The sequence below is a fragment of the Mycobacterium sp. ML4 genome (assembly GCF_054515735.1).
Genome location: NZ_JBTNSY010000019.1, coordinates 36,926 through 53,318, shown reverse-complemented (window position 1 = coordinate 53,318; position 16,393 = coordinate 36,926). Strand labels below are relative to the sequence as shown.

At 67.3% G+C, this 16,393-nt stretch carries 13 protein-coding genes and 3 pseudogenes; 5 read left to right on the top strand and 11 right to left on the bottom strand.

Going from position 1 to position 16,393, the window contains the following annotated elements; translation table 11 throughout:
• Positions 1-3: 3 nt before the first annotated feature.
• The 4 genes and pseudogenes from ACX9NE_RS20965 to ACX9NE_RS20950 all read right to left on the bottom strand — a co-directional run bounded on the left by ACX9NE_RS20965 (position 4) and on the right by ACX9NE_RS20950 (position 4,355).
• Complete coding sequence (locus ACX9NE_RS20965; RefSeq protein ID WP_459364083.1) at positions 4-657, bottom strand: MOSC domain-containing protein; 654 nt, start codon at positions 655-657, stop codon at positions 4-6.
• Positions 658-705: 48 nt separating this feature from the next.
• Positions 706-1,065 (bottom strand): annotated as a pseudogene (locus tag ACX9NE_RS20960) (adenylate/guanylate cyclase domain-containing protein); the annotation flags it as partial.
• A gap of 40 nt (positions 1,066-1,105) precedes the next feature.
• The gene (locus ACX9NE_RS20955) at positions 1,106-3,463 is read right to left on the bottom strand and encodes a phosphoketolase family protein (RefSeq protein ID WP_459364082.1); all 2,358 of its coding nucleotides are present in this window, start codon (positions 3,461-3,463) and stop codon (positions 1,106-1,108) included.
• A 43-nt stretch (positions 3,464-3,506) separates the two neighbouring features.
• Complete coding sequence (locus tag ACX9NE_RS20950) at positions 3,507-4,355, bottom strand: SDR family oxidoreductase (RefSeq protein WP_459364081.1); 849 nt, start codon at positions 4,353-4,355, stop codon at positions 3,507-3,509.
• Between the two features lie 33 nt (positions 4,356-4,388).
• On the opposite strand from ACX9NE_RS20950, the gene ACX9NE_RS20945 reads away from it, so the two are divergent.
• From ACX9NE_RS20945 to ACX9NE_RS20925, 5 genes are all read left to right on the top strand, one after another.
• On the top strand, positions 4,389-4,895 hold the full coding sequence (locus ACX9NE_RS20945; RefSeq protein ID WP_459364080.1) for a GNAT family N-acetyltransferase: 507 nt from the start codon (positions 4,389-4,391) through the stop codon (positions 4,893-4,895).
• Positions 4,896-4,921: 26 nt separating this feature from the next.
• Positions 4,922-7,285 carry a CoA transferase gene (locus ACX9NE_RS20940; protein WP_459364079.1) on the top strand — a complete coding sequence of 788 codons (2,364 nt, stop codon included), beginning with the start codon at positions 4,922-4,924 and terminating at the stop codon, positions 7,283-7,285.
• Positions 7,282-8,715 carry an aldehyde dehydrogenase gene (locus ACX9NE_RS20935; RefSeq protein WP_459364078.1) on the top strand — a complete coding sequence of 478 codons (1,434 nt, stop codon included), beginning with the start codon at positions 7,282-7,284 and terminating at the stop codon, positions 8,713-8,715. The genes ACX9NE_RS20940 and ACX9NE_RS20935 overlap by 4 nt, the downstream gene beginning before the upstream one ends.
• 110 nt (positions 8,716-8,825) lie before the next feature.
• On the top strand, positions 8,826-10,313 hold the full coding sequence (locus tag ACX9NE_RS20930; protein WP_459364077.1) for an acetyl-CoA acetyltransferase: 1,488 nt from the start codon (positions 8,826-8,828) through the stop codon (positions 10,311-10,313).
• Between the two features lie 87 nt (positions 10,314-10,400).
• A complete protein-coding gene (locus tag ACX9NE_RS20925) occupies positions 10,401-12,488 on the top strand; it encodes a Rossmann-fold NAD(P)-binding domain-containing protein (protein WP_459364076.1) in 2,088 nt (695 codons plus the stop codon).
• Between the two features lie 3 nt (positions 12,489-12,491).
• Here the strand turns inward: ACX9NE_RS20925 and ACX9NE_RS20920 are convergent.
• The 7 genes and pseudogenes from ACX9NE_RS20920 to ACX9NE_RS20890 form a co-directional block, all read right to left on the bottom strand.
• Positions 12,492-13,713, bottom strand: a pseudogene (locus ACX9NE_RS20920) (NAD(P)/FAD-dependent oxidoreductase).
• Between the two features lie 9 nt (positions 13,714-13,722).
• Positions 13,723-14,454 carry a DUF72 domain-containing protein gene (locus ACX9NE_RS20915; RefSeq protein ID WP_459364075.1) on the bottom strand — a complete coding sequence of 244 codons (732 nt, stop codon included), beginning with the start codon at positions 14,452-14,454 and terminating at the stop codon, positions 13,723-13,725.
• A 7-nt stretch (positions 14,455-14,461) separates the two neighbouring features.
• Positions 14,462-14,755, bottom strand: a pseudogene (locus ACX9NE_RS20910) (endonuclease); the annotation flags it as partial.
• A complete protein-coding gene (locus ACX9NE_RS20905) occupies positions 14,701-14,832 on the bottom strand; it encodes a hypothetical protein (RefSeq protein WP_459364074.1) in 132 nt (43 codons plus the stop codon). The pseudogene ACX9NE_RS20910 and the gene ACX9NE_RS20905, both read right to left, overlap by 55 nt.
• Before the next feature lie 42 nt (positions 14,833-14,874).
• Positions 14,875-15,204: a TfoX/Sxy family protein gene (locus ACX9NE_RS20900; protein ID WP_459364073.1), complete on the bottom strand. Its 330-nt coding sequence runs from the start codon at positions 15,202-15,204 to the stop codon at positions 14,875-14,877.
• A 5-nt stretch (positions 15,205-15,209) separates the two neighbouring features.
• Entirely contained in the window at positions 15,210-15,632 is a 423-nt protein-coding gene (locus ACX9NE_RS20895; RefSeq protein WP_459364072.1) for a nitroreductase family deazaflavin-dependent oxidoreductase, read from the bottom strand.
• Between the two features lie 158 nt (positions 15,633-15,790).
• Positions 15,791-16,219: a hypothetical protein gene (locus ACX9NE_RS20890; RefSeq protein WP_459364071.1), complete on the bottom strand. Its 429-nt coding sequence runs from the start codon at positions 16,217-16,219 to the stop codon at positions 15,791-15,793.
• Between the last annotated feature and the right edge of the window lie 174 nt (positions 16,220-16,393).

Below are 16,393 nucleotides of genomic sequence, written 5' to 3'. Positions count from 1 at the left end.
AGTCTACCTGCGGGTCCGCTGCGCGACCTCGGCTTTGATCTCTGCCGAGAGCGCATCGGCCACCGAGAGCCGCGGCAGCAGCGCCGGTTCTGACATGCGGGCCCGAAAGACCAGTCCGATCGTCACGTCATGGCCGGGGCGATGCTCGACGGTGATGTCGTCGCCGGCGCGGACGTTGCCCGGGGAGATCACTCGCAGGTAGGCGCCGGGTATGCCGGCTTGGGTGAACGTCCTGATCCAGCCGCGCTGTTCAAGCATCGCCGCGAAGGTGCGGCACGGCGTCCGGGGCGCGGAGACCTCGAGCAGCAGGCCGTCGCCGCCGATCCGCCATCGTTCACCGATCAGCGTCCCGGTGACGTCGATGCCCTCGGTGGTCAGATTCTCACCGAACATCCCATCGGCGAGGGTGCGCTTCAGCACGGTTTCCCAGTGGTCGAGGTCTTCGCGCGCGTATACGTAGACGGCTTGATCGTCGCCGCCGTGGAACTTCGGGTTGCCGATAGCGTCGCCGGCCAGACCGCTGCCTGTCTTGCCCGGCGCCTTCACCATGACCGCGTCATCGGTGGGAACCTTATAGATGCCGGTCACCTTTGACCGCGCACGCGGGTCGGGGTTGGGACGGGACTGAGCCACGTTGACGGACAACACTTTCGGCATCTGGCCAGGGTAACGGGACCCCCGGCTGCGCACCTGCTGTCCCCGGCACTAGATGGCGAACAGCCGCCACTCGCCGGGGACGCCTTTGGGTTGATCCGGGCCGCGGTCGGTGAACTCAAGTCCAGACCCGATCACCAGATCGCGCAGCGTGCTGGACACGAGCACCTCGTTCGCCCCGGCCAGGGCGCCCACACGCGCCCCGATGTGCACGCCGATTCCGCCGATGTCATCGCCGCGCACCAGGCATTCGCCGGTGTGCAGGCCCGCCCGCACCTCAATGCCGAGCGTCCGTACCGCCTCACGTATGGCCATGGCGCAGCGAATCGCCCGCTGCGGTCCATCGAACGCCGCCAGGAAGCCGTCGCCGGCAGTGCTCACCTCCCGGCCGCGAAACGAGAACATTGCCGAAGTTTAAGCCGATCGCGGGGGCGTGCGGTGGGTCACCGAATCACTGCGACGGCCAGGTCCAACCGGAGATCTGCGGGTCGTCTTCACCATGCTCGCGCGTGTAACTGCGGGCGGACAGGCGCGCATCGACCATCCGCTGGCGCAGGCCGGCCGCACTGCTGGCCAGACCGTCCACGCGATCGATCACGTCCATCACGAGGTGGAAGCGGTCCAGGTCGTTGAGCATGACCATGTCGAAAGGCGTTGTGGTGGTACCGCGTTCCTTGAAGCCGCGAACATGCATGTGGTGGTGCCCGGCGCGCCGGTACGTCAGGCGATGAATCAGCCAGGGATAGCCGTGGTAGGCGAAGATGACCGGCTTGTCCCTGGTGAACAACGCGTCGTATTCGTTGTCGGGCAATCCGTGTGGATGTTCTGAGTCCGGCTGCAGACGCATCAGGTCGACAACGTTGACCACCCGCACGGCCAGGTCCGGCAGCTCCCGCCGCAGGATGTCGGCCGCCGCAAGGATTTCCAGCGTCGGAATGTCGCCGGCGCAACCCAGCACCACGTCGGGCTCACCGGCCGAGGTGCTGGCCCACGGCCAGATGCCCAACCCCCGGGTGCAGTGCAGGATGGCTTCCTCCATCGGCAGGTAGGACAACGCGGGCTGCTTACCCGCGACGATGACGTTGATGTAGTTGCGACTGCGCAGGCAGTGGTCTGCCACGGACAGCAAAGTGTTGCCGTCGGGTGGCAGGTACACCCGTGTCAGCTCGGCCCGCTTGTTGGCTACCAGGTCGATGAACCCCGGGTCCTGGTGCGACGCGCCGTTGTGGTCCTGGCGCCACACATGAGAACTGAGCAGGTAGTTCAAGGACGCGATCGGCCGCCGCCACGGCAACTCCAGCGTGGTGGCGAGCCACTTCGCATGCTGATTGAGCATCGAGTCGACGATGTGTACGAACGCCTCGTAGCAGTTGAACAGGCCATGCCTGCCGGTCAGCAGATAACCCTCCAGCCAGCCCTGGCACAGGTGCTCGGACAGCACCTCCATCACACGCCCGTCGGGAGCGAGGTTGTCGTCGTCAGGCTCGATTTCCGACATCCACACCCGGTCGGTCGACGCGAACACCGCATCGAGTCGGTTGGAGGCGGTCTCGTCAGGCCCCATCAACCGAAACCGGTCAGGGTTGCGCTCGATGACGTCACGCAGGAACGTGCCCAGCACCCGGGTGGCCTCGTGTGTCGCAGCCGCCGGGCGCTCGACCGCCACCGCATAGTCCCGAAAATCGGGCAGGTCCAGGTCGTGCAGCAACACGCCGCCGTTCGCGTGCGGGTTGGCGCTCATACGCCGATCACCTTGCGGTGCAAGAGCTTTCAGCTCAGCTCGCAACCTGCCGTCGCTGTCGAACAGCTCCTCGGGACGGTAACTGCGCAACCATTCTTCGAGCTGCGCGCGGTGCTCGGGGTTCTCGTGCGTGGCGGCCAGCGGGACCTGGTGCGAGCGCCAGGTTCCCTCGACTTGACGACCGTCGACCGCCTTGGGTCCGGTCCAGCCTTTCGGTGTGCGCAGCACGATCATCGGCCACACCGGCCGTTCGCTCAACAAGCCGGAGCGGGCTGCCCGCTGTATCGCCATGATGTCGTCGAATGCGTCGTCCATCGCGGCGGCCAGTTGCTGGTGCACGCTGGCCGGGTCGTCACCGGCCACCGTGATCGGCCGGTAGCCGTAGCCGCGCATCAGCGATTCCAGCTCGGCTTCCGGGATGCGCGCCAACACCGTCGGGTTGGCGATCTTGTAGCCGTTCAGGTGCAGGATCGGCAACACCGCGCCGTCGACCGCAGGATTGAGGAACTTGTTCGAATGCCAGCTGGTGGCCAGTGGCCCGGTCTCCGCCTCGCCGTCGCCGACTACGCAGGCCACCACCAGATCGGGATTGTCGAACGCGGCACCGTAGGCGTGCACCAGCGCATACCCGAGTTCGCCGCCTTCGTGGATGGATCCCGGCGTCTGCGCGGCGACATGACTGGGGATGCCGCCGGGAAAAGAGAACTGCCGGAACAGCTTTCGCAGTCCATCCGTATCTTCGCCGATTGCCGTGTACACCTCGCTGTAGGTGCCTTCGAGGTAGGCGTTGGCTACCAGACCGGGCCCGCCATGCCCGGGGCCGGTGACGTAAATGACGTTGGCGTCCCGGTTGCGGATAACCCGGTTGAGGTGGGCATAGACGAGGTTGAGCCCCGGCGTGGTGCCCCAGTGGCCGAGCAGCCGGGGTTTGACGTGTTCTGCAGCCAGGGGTTCGGCGACCAGGGGATTGTCCAGCAGATAGATCTGACCGACCGAAAGATAATTGGCGGCCCGCCAGTAAGCATGGATAAGCGCTAACTCGTCGCTGGAGAGTTTCATGGAGCTCATCTACCCAATTGTCGGGGCCTCAAATGAACTCCGTCTTACGAGCTCATTCCTCGCCGCGGGCCCTGGCCTCGTAGGCGCGGCGCTTTTCGACGTCGATCTGGTCGGTGAAGACGTGGTCGCCGCCGATCAACCGGTTCAGCGCCTCGGCGGCGCGGCGCGGCCAAAACTTCTGCGAGGTGACCATGGCCCCGGCGATCTTGGTGATCCGCACCCGCGGCTTGGGCTGGGCTACAAGCGCGACAATCGCTTGCGCGATCTCGGCAGGCTCGGCGTTGCGGAAGCCCTTCATCCCGGAGGTACCCGCCACGAGCTCGGTATTGACGAACGTGGGCAGCACCGACGAGAAATGCACGCCCGCCGAGCGGTACTCCAGCCTGGCCGAGTCGGTGAAACCAAGCACCGCGTGCTTGCTGGCGACGTAGGTGGCCAGTCCGACGATGTGCATTTCCCCGGCGAGGGAGGCGATGTTGATGACATGGCCCTGCCCGCGCGGAACCATGCGCTGGGCCGCCAGCTTGCTGCCCAGGATCACGCCGTAGACGTTGATGTCGAGGATGCGCCGAGTGACGGCGTCGGGCTCGTCGATGATCCGGCCCACCGGCATGATGCCGGCATTGTTGACCAGCACGTCGATCGGTCCGAGCTGACGTTCGACCTGATCCAGAAAATCCGAGTATGAGGCGGCGTCGGTGACATCGAGTTTGCCGTACACCTCGAGACCGAGGTCGGCACCCGACTCCTTGACCGTCGCCTCGTCGATATCGCCGATGGCGACCTTGGCACCGAGCCGGTGCAGCGCGGTCGCCGTCGCCAAACCGATGCCCCGCGCGCCGCCGGTGATCACCACAACTTTGTCGCGAACCTTCAATCCGACCGATCCCGAGTCTGTCATGCAAGACACGTTAGGCCGCTGGATACTGCAACGATGACGGAGGTGCGCGACGCCGTCCCGGCCGACGCCTACCAGGTGGCGGGTGTGCATGTGCGATCCTGGCGGTCGGCCTACCGCGGCCTGATCGATCACGACTACCTCGACGGCCTCACGCCGCAAGCGTGGGTGTCCAGGTACGACTTCGGCCGAGTCGGCCTGCGGGTGCCGTCCACCCTCGTCGCCGTTCGGGACGCCGCCGTGTGCGGCTTTGCCAGCGCGGGTCTGTCCCGCGACGATGACCTTACCGATCTCGGCGAATTGATGGCGATCTACGTGGACCCGCGCCATGTCAACACCGGCATCGGCCGTTTGCTGATCAGTGCTGCCCGGGAACGCATGCGGGCCCGCGGCTGCACCGGCGCGGCGCTGTGGGTGCTGCGGGAAAACGGCAGGGCGCGCCGGTTCTACGAGCGCGACGGCTGGCACCCCGACGGTGCGCAGCGCAGCAGGAGATACGGCAACCGGCCGGTGGCGGAGATGCGGTATCGGCGCGCGCTGTAGCGGGCAGCGTTGGCTACGGTGATGCCATGCCGGAGATGCTGCTGGATGCGGTCCGGGTCGTTGACTTGTCGGTAGGTGACGCCGACACGGTCACCCGCCTGCTGGCCGATCTGGGGGCAGACGTTCTCAAGGTGGAGCCCCCCGGCGGCAGTCCGGCCCGCACAACGCCACCGACCCTGGCCGGGGCGAGCATCCCCTTCGCCGTGCACAACGCCAACAAACGCAGCACGGTGCTGGACCCGCGCAGCGAGGACGACCGCCGGCGGCTGCACGAACTGGCCGCGGCGGCGGACATCCTCGTCGACTCCGGCCAGGCCGCCTCCTACGACACGTCCGGACCCGACTTGGCGGCTCGGCATCCACATCTGGTGGTGCTGGCGATCAGTGATTTCGGTGCGGCTGGTCCGCGGTCATGCTGGCGCGCCACCGATGCGGTGCTGTATGCCATGTCGGGATCGCTGTCGCGTACCGGTCCCACCGTCGGCACCCCGGTGCTGCCGCCGACCGGGATCGCTTCGGCAACGGCGGCGGTGCAGGCCACGTGGGCGGCACTGGCCGCTTACTACAATCGGTTGCGTTGCGGCACAGGCGATTACATCGACTTTTCCCGATTCGATGCGGTGGTCATGGCGCTGGATCCGGCGTTCGGGGCGCACGGTCAGGCTGCGGCCGGCATCCGCGGCGGCACCCGCTGGCGAGGTCGGCCAAAGAATCAGGACGCCTATCCAATTTATCCGTGCCAGGACGGTTATGTCCGGCTGTGCGTGATGGCGCCACGGCAGTGGCGCGGGCTGCATCGCTGGCTGGGGGAGCCGGAGGACTTCCGGGACCCCAAGTACGAAACGATCGGCGCACGGTTCGCGGCATGGCCGCAGATCGGCATGCTGGTCGAGGCGCTGTTCGCCGGAAAGACGATGAAGGAGTTGGTGGCCGCCGGTCAGGCACACGGGGTGCCCATCTCCGCGGTGCTCACCCCGGCGCGCATCCTGGCGTCCGAGCATTTCCGCGAAGTGGGAGCAATTACCGACGCCGAATTGCTGCCCGGCGTGCACGCGCAGGTCCCTACCGGCTACTTCGTCGTCGACGGTGAGCGCAGCGGCTTCCGGACACCGGCGCCTGCCGTCGGACAGGACGAAACCCGCTGGCTGGCCGATCCCGCACCGGTGCCACCACCATCGAATGACGTCGGGAGCTATCCGCTGCAGGGGATGCGGATCCTGGATCTCGGCATCATCGTCGCCGGCGGCGAACTGGCCCGCCTGTTCGGCGACCTCGGCGCCGACGTGATCAAGATCGAAAGCGCCGACTACCCGGACGGTCTGCGGCAGGCCCGCGCCGGCGACGCCATGAGCGAATCGTTCGCCTGGACCCACCGCAATCACCGCGCACTGGGCATCAATCTGCGCAGCCCCGAAGGCCGGGAGATTTTCAGCCGCCTGGTCGCCGACGCCGACGCGGTCTTCGCGAACTTCAAGCCCGGGACCCTCTCCTCCCTGGGGTTCGACTACGACACGCTGCGCGCGCTGAATCCGCGAATCGTGCTCGCGGGCAGCAGCGCGTTCGGAAACTCGGGTCCGTGGAGCGCCCGGCTGGGCTACGGTCCGCTGGTGCGCGCGACGACGGGTGCCACCAGTGTGTGGACGTCCGACGACGCCTGCGCCGACGGCGCGCGGCACGCGTTCTACGACGCGACCACGATCTTCCCCGACCATGTCGTGGGCCGCGTCGCCGCCATCCTGGCGCTGGCCGCGCTGATTCGTCGCGATCGCCACGGCCAGGGCGCCCATGTGCATATTTCCCAGGCCGAAGTCGTCGTCAACCAACTCGACACATTGTTCGTCACCGAGGCCGCGCTGGCGGCGGACGTGGCGGAAGTCCGGACCGACCCCAGCGTGCACGTCGTCTGCCCGTGCGCCGGCGATGACGAATGGTGCGTCGTCTCCGTCGGATCTGACGATGAATGGCGTTGTGTGGCAGAGCTTTTGAGTGAGAATCACCATGATCGCGCCGAGCTGGTGGCGGCGCTCAAGCGGTGGACGGGTGCCCGCACACCGGTGCAGGCCGCCCAGGTGCTGCAACAAGCCGGTGTGGCCGCCGGCCCGATGAACCGGCCGCCCGACCTTCTCGAGGACCCGCAACTGCTACACCGAAACCTGTTCAGCGACATGACACATCCACTCATCGCGCGGGCACTGCCCGCCGAAACCGGGCCGGCGCCGTTCCGCCACATACCGCCCGCCCCGCAACGTCCGGCGCCGGCGGCCGGTCAAGATACCCGCGAGGTCTGCGTGCAGTTGCTTGGCATGGGGGCGCAGAAAGTCGAGCGGTTGATTCACCACGGCGTACTGTTCGCACCGGAGGCACCGGACGAACTGGAGGCACGCTCGTGACATATTCGCCCGCACAGTTTTTCGTAGATGGCCGGTTTCACAGCGCCGAGTACGCCGAACCCGTGGTGGAAGCCGCGACCGGTGAACCTCTCGGTGACGGCGCCGTCGTCAGCCGATCCGACATCGACACCGCCGTGGCCGCCGCGCGCCGGGCCCTGCCGGATTGGCGCGAAAGCTCACCAGAGCATCGCGCCGGCATTCTGATCGCGATGGCCGACGCGCTCAAGACGCGCGCCATGCCCACCAGTGAACTGGTGACGCGGGAGAACGGCATGCCCATCAGGCTCTCGCGCGGCGCCAACGGTGCGTTTCCGCCGCTGCTCCTGCGCTATTACGCGCAGTTGGCCACCGAGGTTCCGGTCGAGGAGGTCCGGCCGAGCGTGACGGGACATACGATCGTGCGCCGTGAGGCCGTCGGGGTGGTCGGCGCGATTGTGCCGTGGAACTACCCACAAGCGCTGGCCGCGATGAAGGTGGCGCCCGCCCTGGCCGCGGGCTGCACCGTGGTGCTCAAGGCTTCACCCGAAACCGCTTTGGACGCATTGGTTTTCGCTGAGGCCGCCGTGGAGGCCGGGCTGCCGCCCGGCGTGCTGAACGTGGTGTCGGGCGGTCCAGCCGTCGGCGCATGCCTGGTGTCGCACCCCGGCGTCGACAAGGTCGCGTTCACCGGCTCAACGGCCACCGGACGCCTGGTCGCCGAGGCATGCGGGCGCCTGATGCGGCCGGTGACCCTGGAACTGGGCGGCAAATCGGCCGCGATCATCCTTGACGACGCCGACCTGGACTCCACGATGCGCGGACTGCGCAACGCCTCGTTCGTCAACAACGGTCAGACCTGCCATCTCAGCTCACGGATCCTGGCGCCGAAGTCCCGCTATGACGAGATCGTCGACGCGGTCGCAGCACTGGCCGAGAGCCTGAGGGTCGGCAATCCGCTGGACCCCGGTACCGAGATCGGCCCGCTGGTCAGCTCGCGGCAACGGGACCGGGTACTGGACTACATCGACGTCGGCAAGAACAGCGGCGCAAGGCTGGTCGCCGGTGGATCTGTCCCCAGGGAACTGCAGCGCGGCTGGTTCGTGGCGCCGACCGTGTTCGCCGACGTCGACAACTCCGACCGGCTGGCCCGTGAGGAGATCTTCGGACCCGTGCTGACCATCAGCTCCTACGCAAGCGACGACGAGGCGATCGCGCTGGCCAACGACACCGAGTTCGGCCTGGCCGGGACCGTGTGGTCCACCGACGTCGAGCGGGCGACGACCGTCGCGCGCGCGGTGCGCACCGGGACCATCGGGGTTAACGACTACGCCCTGGACATGGGCGCTCCCTTCGGCGGGGTCAAGGCCAGCGGAATGGGCCGCGAGCTGGGCCCGGAAGGGCTGGAGGCGTACCGCACGCTGAAGTCGATCTACCGGACGGGACCGGCCTGACCCCTTGCCAGCCGAGCGTGAAGCTGGCTTTACGCTCGCGGGCGAACGTGAAGCCAGCTTCACGCTCGGGCGGCGACGCATGCCCGGCGCCGTCGCGATAGGTTCAATCCATGCCCGTGGACCCCAGGACACCGGTGCTGATCGGCTACGGCCAGGTCAACCACCGCGACGACCCAGACCCCGACCAGCCGTCCATCGAGCCGGTCGACCTGATGGTCGCCGCGACCCGCCACGCTGCGGACCCGCAGGTCATCGAGGCCGTCGACGCCGTTCGTGCGGTGCACATGCTCTCGGCCCACTACCGCAACCCCGGCCAGTTGCTCGGCGAACGCCTGGGCCTGGCCAAATTCACCGCAGGCTACAGCCGCGTCGGCGGCAACACTCCGCAGTCGCTGGTGAACCAGGCCTGTCTGGACATCCAGCAGGGCCGCGCCGGGGTCGTGCTGATCTCGGCCGCCGAAACCTGGCGCACCCGCAACGCACTGAAGAAGCAGGGCCGCCGGCTGGTGTGGACCGAGCAGGACAACTCGGTTCCCATGCCCGAGATCGCCGGCGACGACGTGCCGATGGCCGGAGACGCCGAGATCCGGATCAAGCTGGACCGGCCCGCCTACGTCTACCCGCTGGTCGAACAGTCATTGCGCATTGCCAACGGGGAATCGGTCGCCGAACACAGCAAGCGGGTCAGCGAGCTGTGGGCGCGGTTCAGCGCGGTTGCGGCCGACAATCCGCATGCTTGGATCCGCCGGCGCCACACCGCCGAGGAGATCCGGCAGCCAGGCCCGCGAAACCGGATGGTCAGCTGGCCGTACACCAAGCTGATGAACTCCAACAACATGGTCGACCAAGGCGCCGCGCTCATCCTGACGTCGGTCGAGCAGGCGAGGAAGCTGCAGGTCCCCGCCGAACGCTGGGTGTACCCCCAGGCCGGTACCGATGCCCATGACACATCGGCGATCGTCGAGCGCGGAGCCTTGCACCGCTCGCCGGCCATCCGGATCGGCGGGCGCAGGGTGCTGGAGCTGGCCGGTGTGGGTATCGACGACGTTGATTACGTAGACCTGTACTCGTGCTTTCCCTCGGCCGTCCAGGTCGCGGCCGCCGAATTGGGCCTGGCCACCGATGATCCCGTCCGCCCACTGACCGTCACCGGCGGCCTGACCTTCGCCGGCGGACCGTGGAGCAACTACGTCACCCATTCCATCGCCAGGATGGCCGAACTGCTCACCGCCAACCCGGGGCGGCGGGGGTTGATCACCGCGAACGGCGGCTACCTGACCAAACACAGCTTCGGCGTGTACAGCACCGAACCCGGAGCGGGCGAATTTCGCTGGGAGGACGTACAACCGGCGGTGGATCGGGAACCCACCACCGTCGGTCTCATCGAGTGGGAAGGCACGGGGATTGTCGAGGCCTGGACGACGCCGTTCGATCGGGACGGACAGCCGGAAAAAGCGTTCCTGGCCGTCCGCACGCCAGACGCAGCCCGCGTGCTGGCGGTGATCACCGATCCGGATGCCGCCGCCGCCACGGTGCGCGACGATATCGCCGGGGCCAAGGTTGCCGTCGCCGCTGACGGAACCGCGAACCTCCAGTAAGCGGGCGGGTCACGGTACAGACTCAAAAATGCCCAAGTCAGGTTGGCGTGTTTATTGTCGTTTGCATACCCGGGGAGGTGATGCCACGTGCACGTGCTGGTGACCGACGCCGCAGGTACCGTCGGACGGCTGGTCGCGCGCCAGCTGATCGCTGCCGGACACACGGTCAGCGGTATCGCCGCCTACTCGCATGACTGCCTCGATCCGGCAGTCGACTTCGTCTGTGCGCCTCTGCACGACCCGATACTGCTGCAGCTGGCCGCCGCCGCCGACGCCGTGATCCACTTGGCACCGCTGGATACCAGCGCCCCGGGCGGAGCGGGCATCACCGGCGTTGCGCACGTGGCGAACGCCGCGGCGCGTGCGGGGGCCCGGTTGCTGTTCGTGTCTCAGGCCGCTGGACGCCCCGAGCTGTACCGTCCGGCGGAAACGCTGGTCGCCACCGGTTGGGCACCGAGTCTGGTCATCCGAATCGCACCACTGCTCGGCCGCCAGCTCGACTGGATGACCTGCCGCACCGTAGCCGCGGTGATGCGCACCAAAGTCTCCGCCCGACCCATCCGGGTGCTGCACGTCGAGGACCTGCTTCGATTCCTGGTCGGCGCCGTATCCAACGACCGTTCCGGTGCCGTCGACCTCGCCACGCCGGACACCACCAACCTGATCACCGCCTGGCGGGTGCTGCGATCCGTCGACCCGCGGTTGCGCCTGCACGGCGTACGCGGCTGGGACAACCTGTTTCCCGACGTCGACATCAGCGCGGCACGGGAAGTCTGGAGTTTCGAGTATGGCTGGCTCGCCGTGGACGCGGTGGTCGACACCGGCCGCGGCCTCGCCGGCCGCAGGCTCGATCCCCGCGGTGCGACCATCGGGTCGCGCCAGTTTCCAATGCCGGTGGAACCCGCGCCCCGCCCGCTCAACGATTCACTGCGCAGCGTGGCCCCCGACGGGCTCGAGGGGGAGTTCGACGATCGCGTCGATCCCCGGTTTCCGGTCTTCAGTACCGCCAGCCTCGCCGACGCGTTGCCGGGGCCGTTGACCCCCATCACGCTGGATGTCCAGTGCAGCGGGCTGCGTGCGGCGGGCCGGGCGATGGGGCGAGTGCTGGCACTGGGTGACGTGGTGGCCCAGGAGTGGGACAGCAGAGCGATCGCGGTCTTCGGCCACCGGCCCTACGTGGGGGTATCGGCCAACATCGTCGCCGCTGCACAATTGCCCGGCTGGACCGAGCACGCCGTCGCACGGCGCACCCTCGGTTCCGAGCCGCCGGCCACCGAACTGCTGCCGTTCGGGCCGCCGCAACCCGCCGGTCCGCGTGGTTCGGTTGCGAAGGCGGTCGTGACAGCGCGCTCGCTGGCGTTGCTCCGCCACCTGCGCGCCGACACCCAGGCCTACCTTTCCGCCGCGACGCAGGAGCATCTCGACGCCGGCGACCTGGCCACTCTGCCCGATTCCGCCTTGCAAGTGCGGATCCGTCTGCTGCGGGACCGCATTCACCAAGGCTGGATTCTGACCGCCCTGTGGGTGATCGATTCCGGGATCACGGCGGCGACCCTGGAGCACACCCGCGCGGGATCCGGCATCTCCGGCGTCGGCGTGATCATGGAAAGCGAGCGTATTGCCGAACAAACCGCGGCCCTGGCCGCGCTGCTGCGTGCTGACCCGACGTTGTGCGCCCTGGCCGCCGACGGCAACGTCGGCAGCATCAGGGCCCTGTCTCCGGCCGCCGCTGCCGCTCTGGATGCCGCTGTCGCCACCGTGGGACACCGCGGCCGCGGGGAAGCCGAGCTGGCCAGCCCGGCGTTCGGCGACGATCCCGGGTTACTGCTGAAAATTGCAGCCGAGACCGCGAACAAACCCGAAATCCCCTCGGCACCAAAGTCGTTGGCCCAGCGGCTGGCCGCCAGTGCCCGCGGCTCCCGGGAGCTGGCGCACGACACCACCATCCGCTTCACTCACGAACTGCGAATGACACTGCGAGAGCTGGGGACTCGCAGCGTGTCGGCGGATCTGATCGACACCGCCGACGATGTGTACTACTTGCTGTGCGATGAGCTGGTCACCATGCCCGTCGACGCCCGGCTGCGAATCAAGCGCCGGCGCGCAGAGCGGGACCGCCTGCAGGCCCAGCACCCACCCGACATCATCGACCAGACCTGGCACCCGTCGGACTGAGATTCAGGCCAGCGGTGCGTCCGGATCGGCCAGCCGCTCGGTGTCGACGGGTTCCCGGGAGCGGATCAGAGCCTTCACGTCGTCGAGCACATCCCAGACGTTGACGTTCATCCCGGCCAACACCCGGTCGTCGTCGTCGAGCCAGAGGGCGACGAACTCCCGGCCGGGGACGTCCCCGCGGAAGACCACCCGCTCGGAGCCGGATGCATGCCCGACATACTCCATGCCCAGGTCGTACTGGTCGGTGAAGAAATACGGCAGTTCGTCGTATTCGCCTGGGCGGCCAAGCATTCCGGCCACGGCAACAGCGGGTTGCTTGAGTGCGTTGGCCCAATGCTCGGTGCGGATCCGGGGTGCCGAACAGCGGATGCTGCGCGGCCGCGATGTCGCCCACGGCGAAGATGTCGGCATCGCTGGTGCGCAGGGAGGCGTCGACCTGCACGCCGCCGTCGGCCATCGCGAGCCCGGCCCGTTCGGCCAGTTCGACGTTGGGCTGGGCGCCTACCGCGACAAGCACCGCGTCGGCGGTGACGGCCGAGCCGTCGGCCAGGGTCAGGCCGGTGGCGTGACCGTCCTCGACAGTGATGCTGTCCACCTGGGCTTCCAATCGCAGATCCACGCCGTGGTCGCGGTGCAGGTCGGCGAACAGGGCCCCGACGGTTTCGCCGAGTGCGGTCAACAGCGGTTGCTTCGCGGATTCCACGACGGTGACGGTGAGGTCGCGCTGTCGTGCGCTGGCCGCAACCTCCAGGCCGATCCAGCCGGCACCCACCACCGCGAGGGAAGAACTCTGGGCCAGGACGGAATTGAGAGCGACGGCGTCGGGGTAGCTGCGCAGGTAGTGCACTCCGGCGGCATCAGCGCCGGCGATCGCAGGCCGACGCGCAGCCGAACCGGTTGCCAGCAAGAGCTTGTCGTAGACCAGCGTCGCGCCGTCGTCGAAGCCGATGGCGTGCGCGGCGACGTCCAGCGATTCCACCTGTGTGTTGAGCCTCAGGTCAACATGGTGCGCCCGGTACCAGTCCGAGTTCTGCACGGTGAAGTCGGCCAGCGACTTCTTACCGGACAGGAAATCCTTCGACAGCGGCGGACGCTCGTAGGGCAGGTATTCTTCCTCGGCGAACACCACGATCCGCCCGTCAAAGCCCTTCTGGCGCAGAGCTTCCACCGCCTTCGCCGCAGCCAGCCCTCCGCCGACGATGATGAATGTCCTCGAGCCGGTCATGATCGCTCCTTACTTTCGACTCAGCATCTCGGTCAATGACAACGCATTACGCACGGCGTGCCCACCCAGATCGTTGTTGAAGTACATCCATACGTCGCGGGCCTCGCTGGTCCACTCGGCGATACGATCGGCCCACGCGCGCAGCTCGTCGTGGGAGTAGGACCCGCTGTACATGGTGTCCTGACCGGGCCCGTGCATCCGGATATAGACCAGGTCAGTGGTGGCGCAGGGGATACACGCCAGCCTGGCGCCGCTCATCACCACGTAAGCGGCGCGGTGCCGCTCCAGCAGCGCGAACACCGCGGGATCGTTCCAGGACGGATGCCGTAACTCGACCGCGATGCGGATGGAGGGCGGCACCAGGCTCAAGAACGAGTCGAGCCGGGTGTCGTCACGTGCCTGGTCGGGATGCAGCTGCGCCAGCAGCACCCCGTGCCGGTCACCGAGGGCCTGCCAGCAGCGTTCGAACCGCTCGATCCAGGGTTCAGGCGATGCCAGCCTGCGGTAGTGGGTGAGGCCCCGATGCGCCTTGACCGACATGGTGAATCCGGCCGGCAACTGATCACGCCAGCCGGCGAACGTGGAGTCCTTTGGCCAGCGGTAGAAGCTCGCGTTCAGTTCGACGGTGTCAAAAACCTCGGCATATCGCCTTAACCGTCGGGCGGATGGCAGGCCGGCCGGGTAGAGCACATCCGTCCAGTGGTCGTAGGACCACCCGGAAGTGCCGATCCGCACGGTCATCGACGCGTCAACCGGTCACCTGCAGGCGCACGTCGTCGTCGAGCGACACGCGCACCAGCGCCGCCGCCAGTCGCGCATTGGAGCACGGTGCGAACGCCGAAAGTTCCGCCGGGTCGGTGGGGAGCTTGAGCTCTCCGGCGCCGGCGGTGGCACGCTCGTCGAAATGGGGGCGCACCCAGGTCCACACGTCCTGCACCTCACGCAGGAAGATATCGGCGCCGGTATCGCCGATTCCCTTGAACTGCTTCAACATTCGTGACACCTGTCGCGGGTCGTGATCGCAGCGGTGCGCGATTTCTCGTCAAGGCCGGCCTGCTCGGCATAGGTGGTGCCGGCCGCCTCGAGCAACCGCCGTACCCGCTGCTCTGAAGCATCCATACCGGCGGCGTACCCTCAACGTCGCGCAGCAAACCCGCACCCTCACTTGGGCGGCAGTGAACGGGCATGGTTCGCGCCGCGCGCCACCCAGGTTTGAAGCTGGCGTTTGGTTTTCACGCCATCGGCAGCGACGCGTAACCAGCCGCGGGTTTCCCGCCCTGCCATCACCATGGGACTGACGTACGCCAGCCCGAGCAACGTGTCGGTGTCTTCCTTCGGCACCCGGACCAGCAGGCCGCCCTCACTGCTGACGGCCACCGCCATGTGTCCGCCGATCAGAAACGCCAGCCCGCCGAACATCCGCATCTCGTCGATCGGCTCGGTCGCCAGCAGCTCCCGGATCCGTTCGGCCAGATCGGTGTCGTAGGCCACCTGCCTCAGTCCAGATCCACTCGAATGGTCAACAGGTCGGTGCCCATGGTCCGAACGCCAACACCGTTCAGACGCGGTAGTTTCCGCAGCCGCTGCCGTGGGTCGTCGTCGGGCAGCAGGTGCGCGGTCCCGGTGCGCCACTGCCCGCCGATGCGCACCCGAACCTTGGGATTGGCCTTGATGTTGTACACGTAGTCCGAATGCTCTCCGTGTTCGGAAACCATCCAGAACTGGTTGTCCACCACGGCGCCACCTACCGCGGTGAGCCGGGGCTGGCCCGACTTGCGCCCGATCGTCTCCAACATGGTGACCGGTAGCTTGCGGCCCAGCGGATTGACAACCATCCGTTGTATACGGTGCACGAACTGCCGTTTAACGCTCACAGCGGTGATTTTGCCACTGGGACCCCGAGTGCGCGCAGCCCCCATTCCGCTAGGACGTGGAAAGACAGTGACCGCCGCGGAATGGTGCCTGAGACCTTGAGGCTTTGCGCGGCGAGCTTGCTCCACTTGTCTCCGCACACGAAGACAGCCGCCCCCGGTGGGAGGCGGCTGTCTTCGTCGAGTGTGGGGCTACGAGCCTGGGGCTAGGTCCCGGCGTAGGCGACGAACTGACCGTTGACGAAGACGCCCCACTGGTTGACGGCCGGGTTGAACACGACCGGATATTGCGGCCCATTGAGCTCCGGTGACCACACGGCGGGAAGACCGTAGCGAACAGGGTCGTTGTAGTGCCCCGGCGGGGGGAATCCATTTTGCCCAGGGGGAAGTGGGCTGCCCGGTCCATTGCAATTGACGCCCGGTCCGCCGTTACAAATCGGCGTCCCCGGCACATAGCCCGGCCCAGGCTGCTGGCCCGGTACATTCGGTCCCGGAATGTTCGGTCCGGGCACATTCGGCCCGGGACCACCCGGTCCGGACGGATCGGCTTGCGCGAAACCGGCGCCAATTCCGAGCGCGGCTGACCCCAGTGCACCGGTCATCGCGGCGGTGGCTGCAATCTTGCTGAGCTTCATGCGAACTCCTTGTCATGCGGGTGAGACTGCCACGCGGGCAGCGCAACAGCGTTGACGTGTAGTTGTTGTTTGCCCCAACAAGGGGTAGCCCGGCGCCGAGTGGGCTAAACGTCTTCACCCGGGATTTCTTCAGGAACCTTCCAGGTACTTGACAGATTTCGCCGGGCGGCCCGC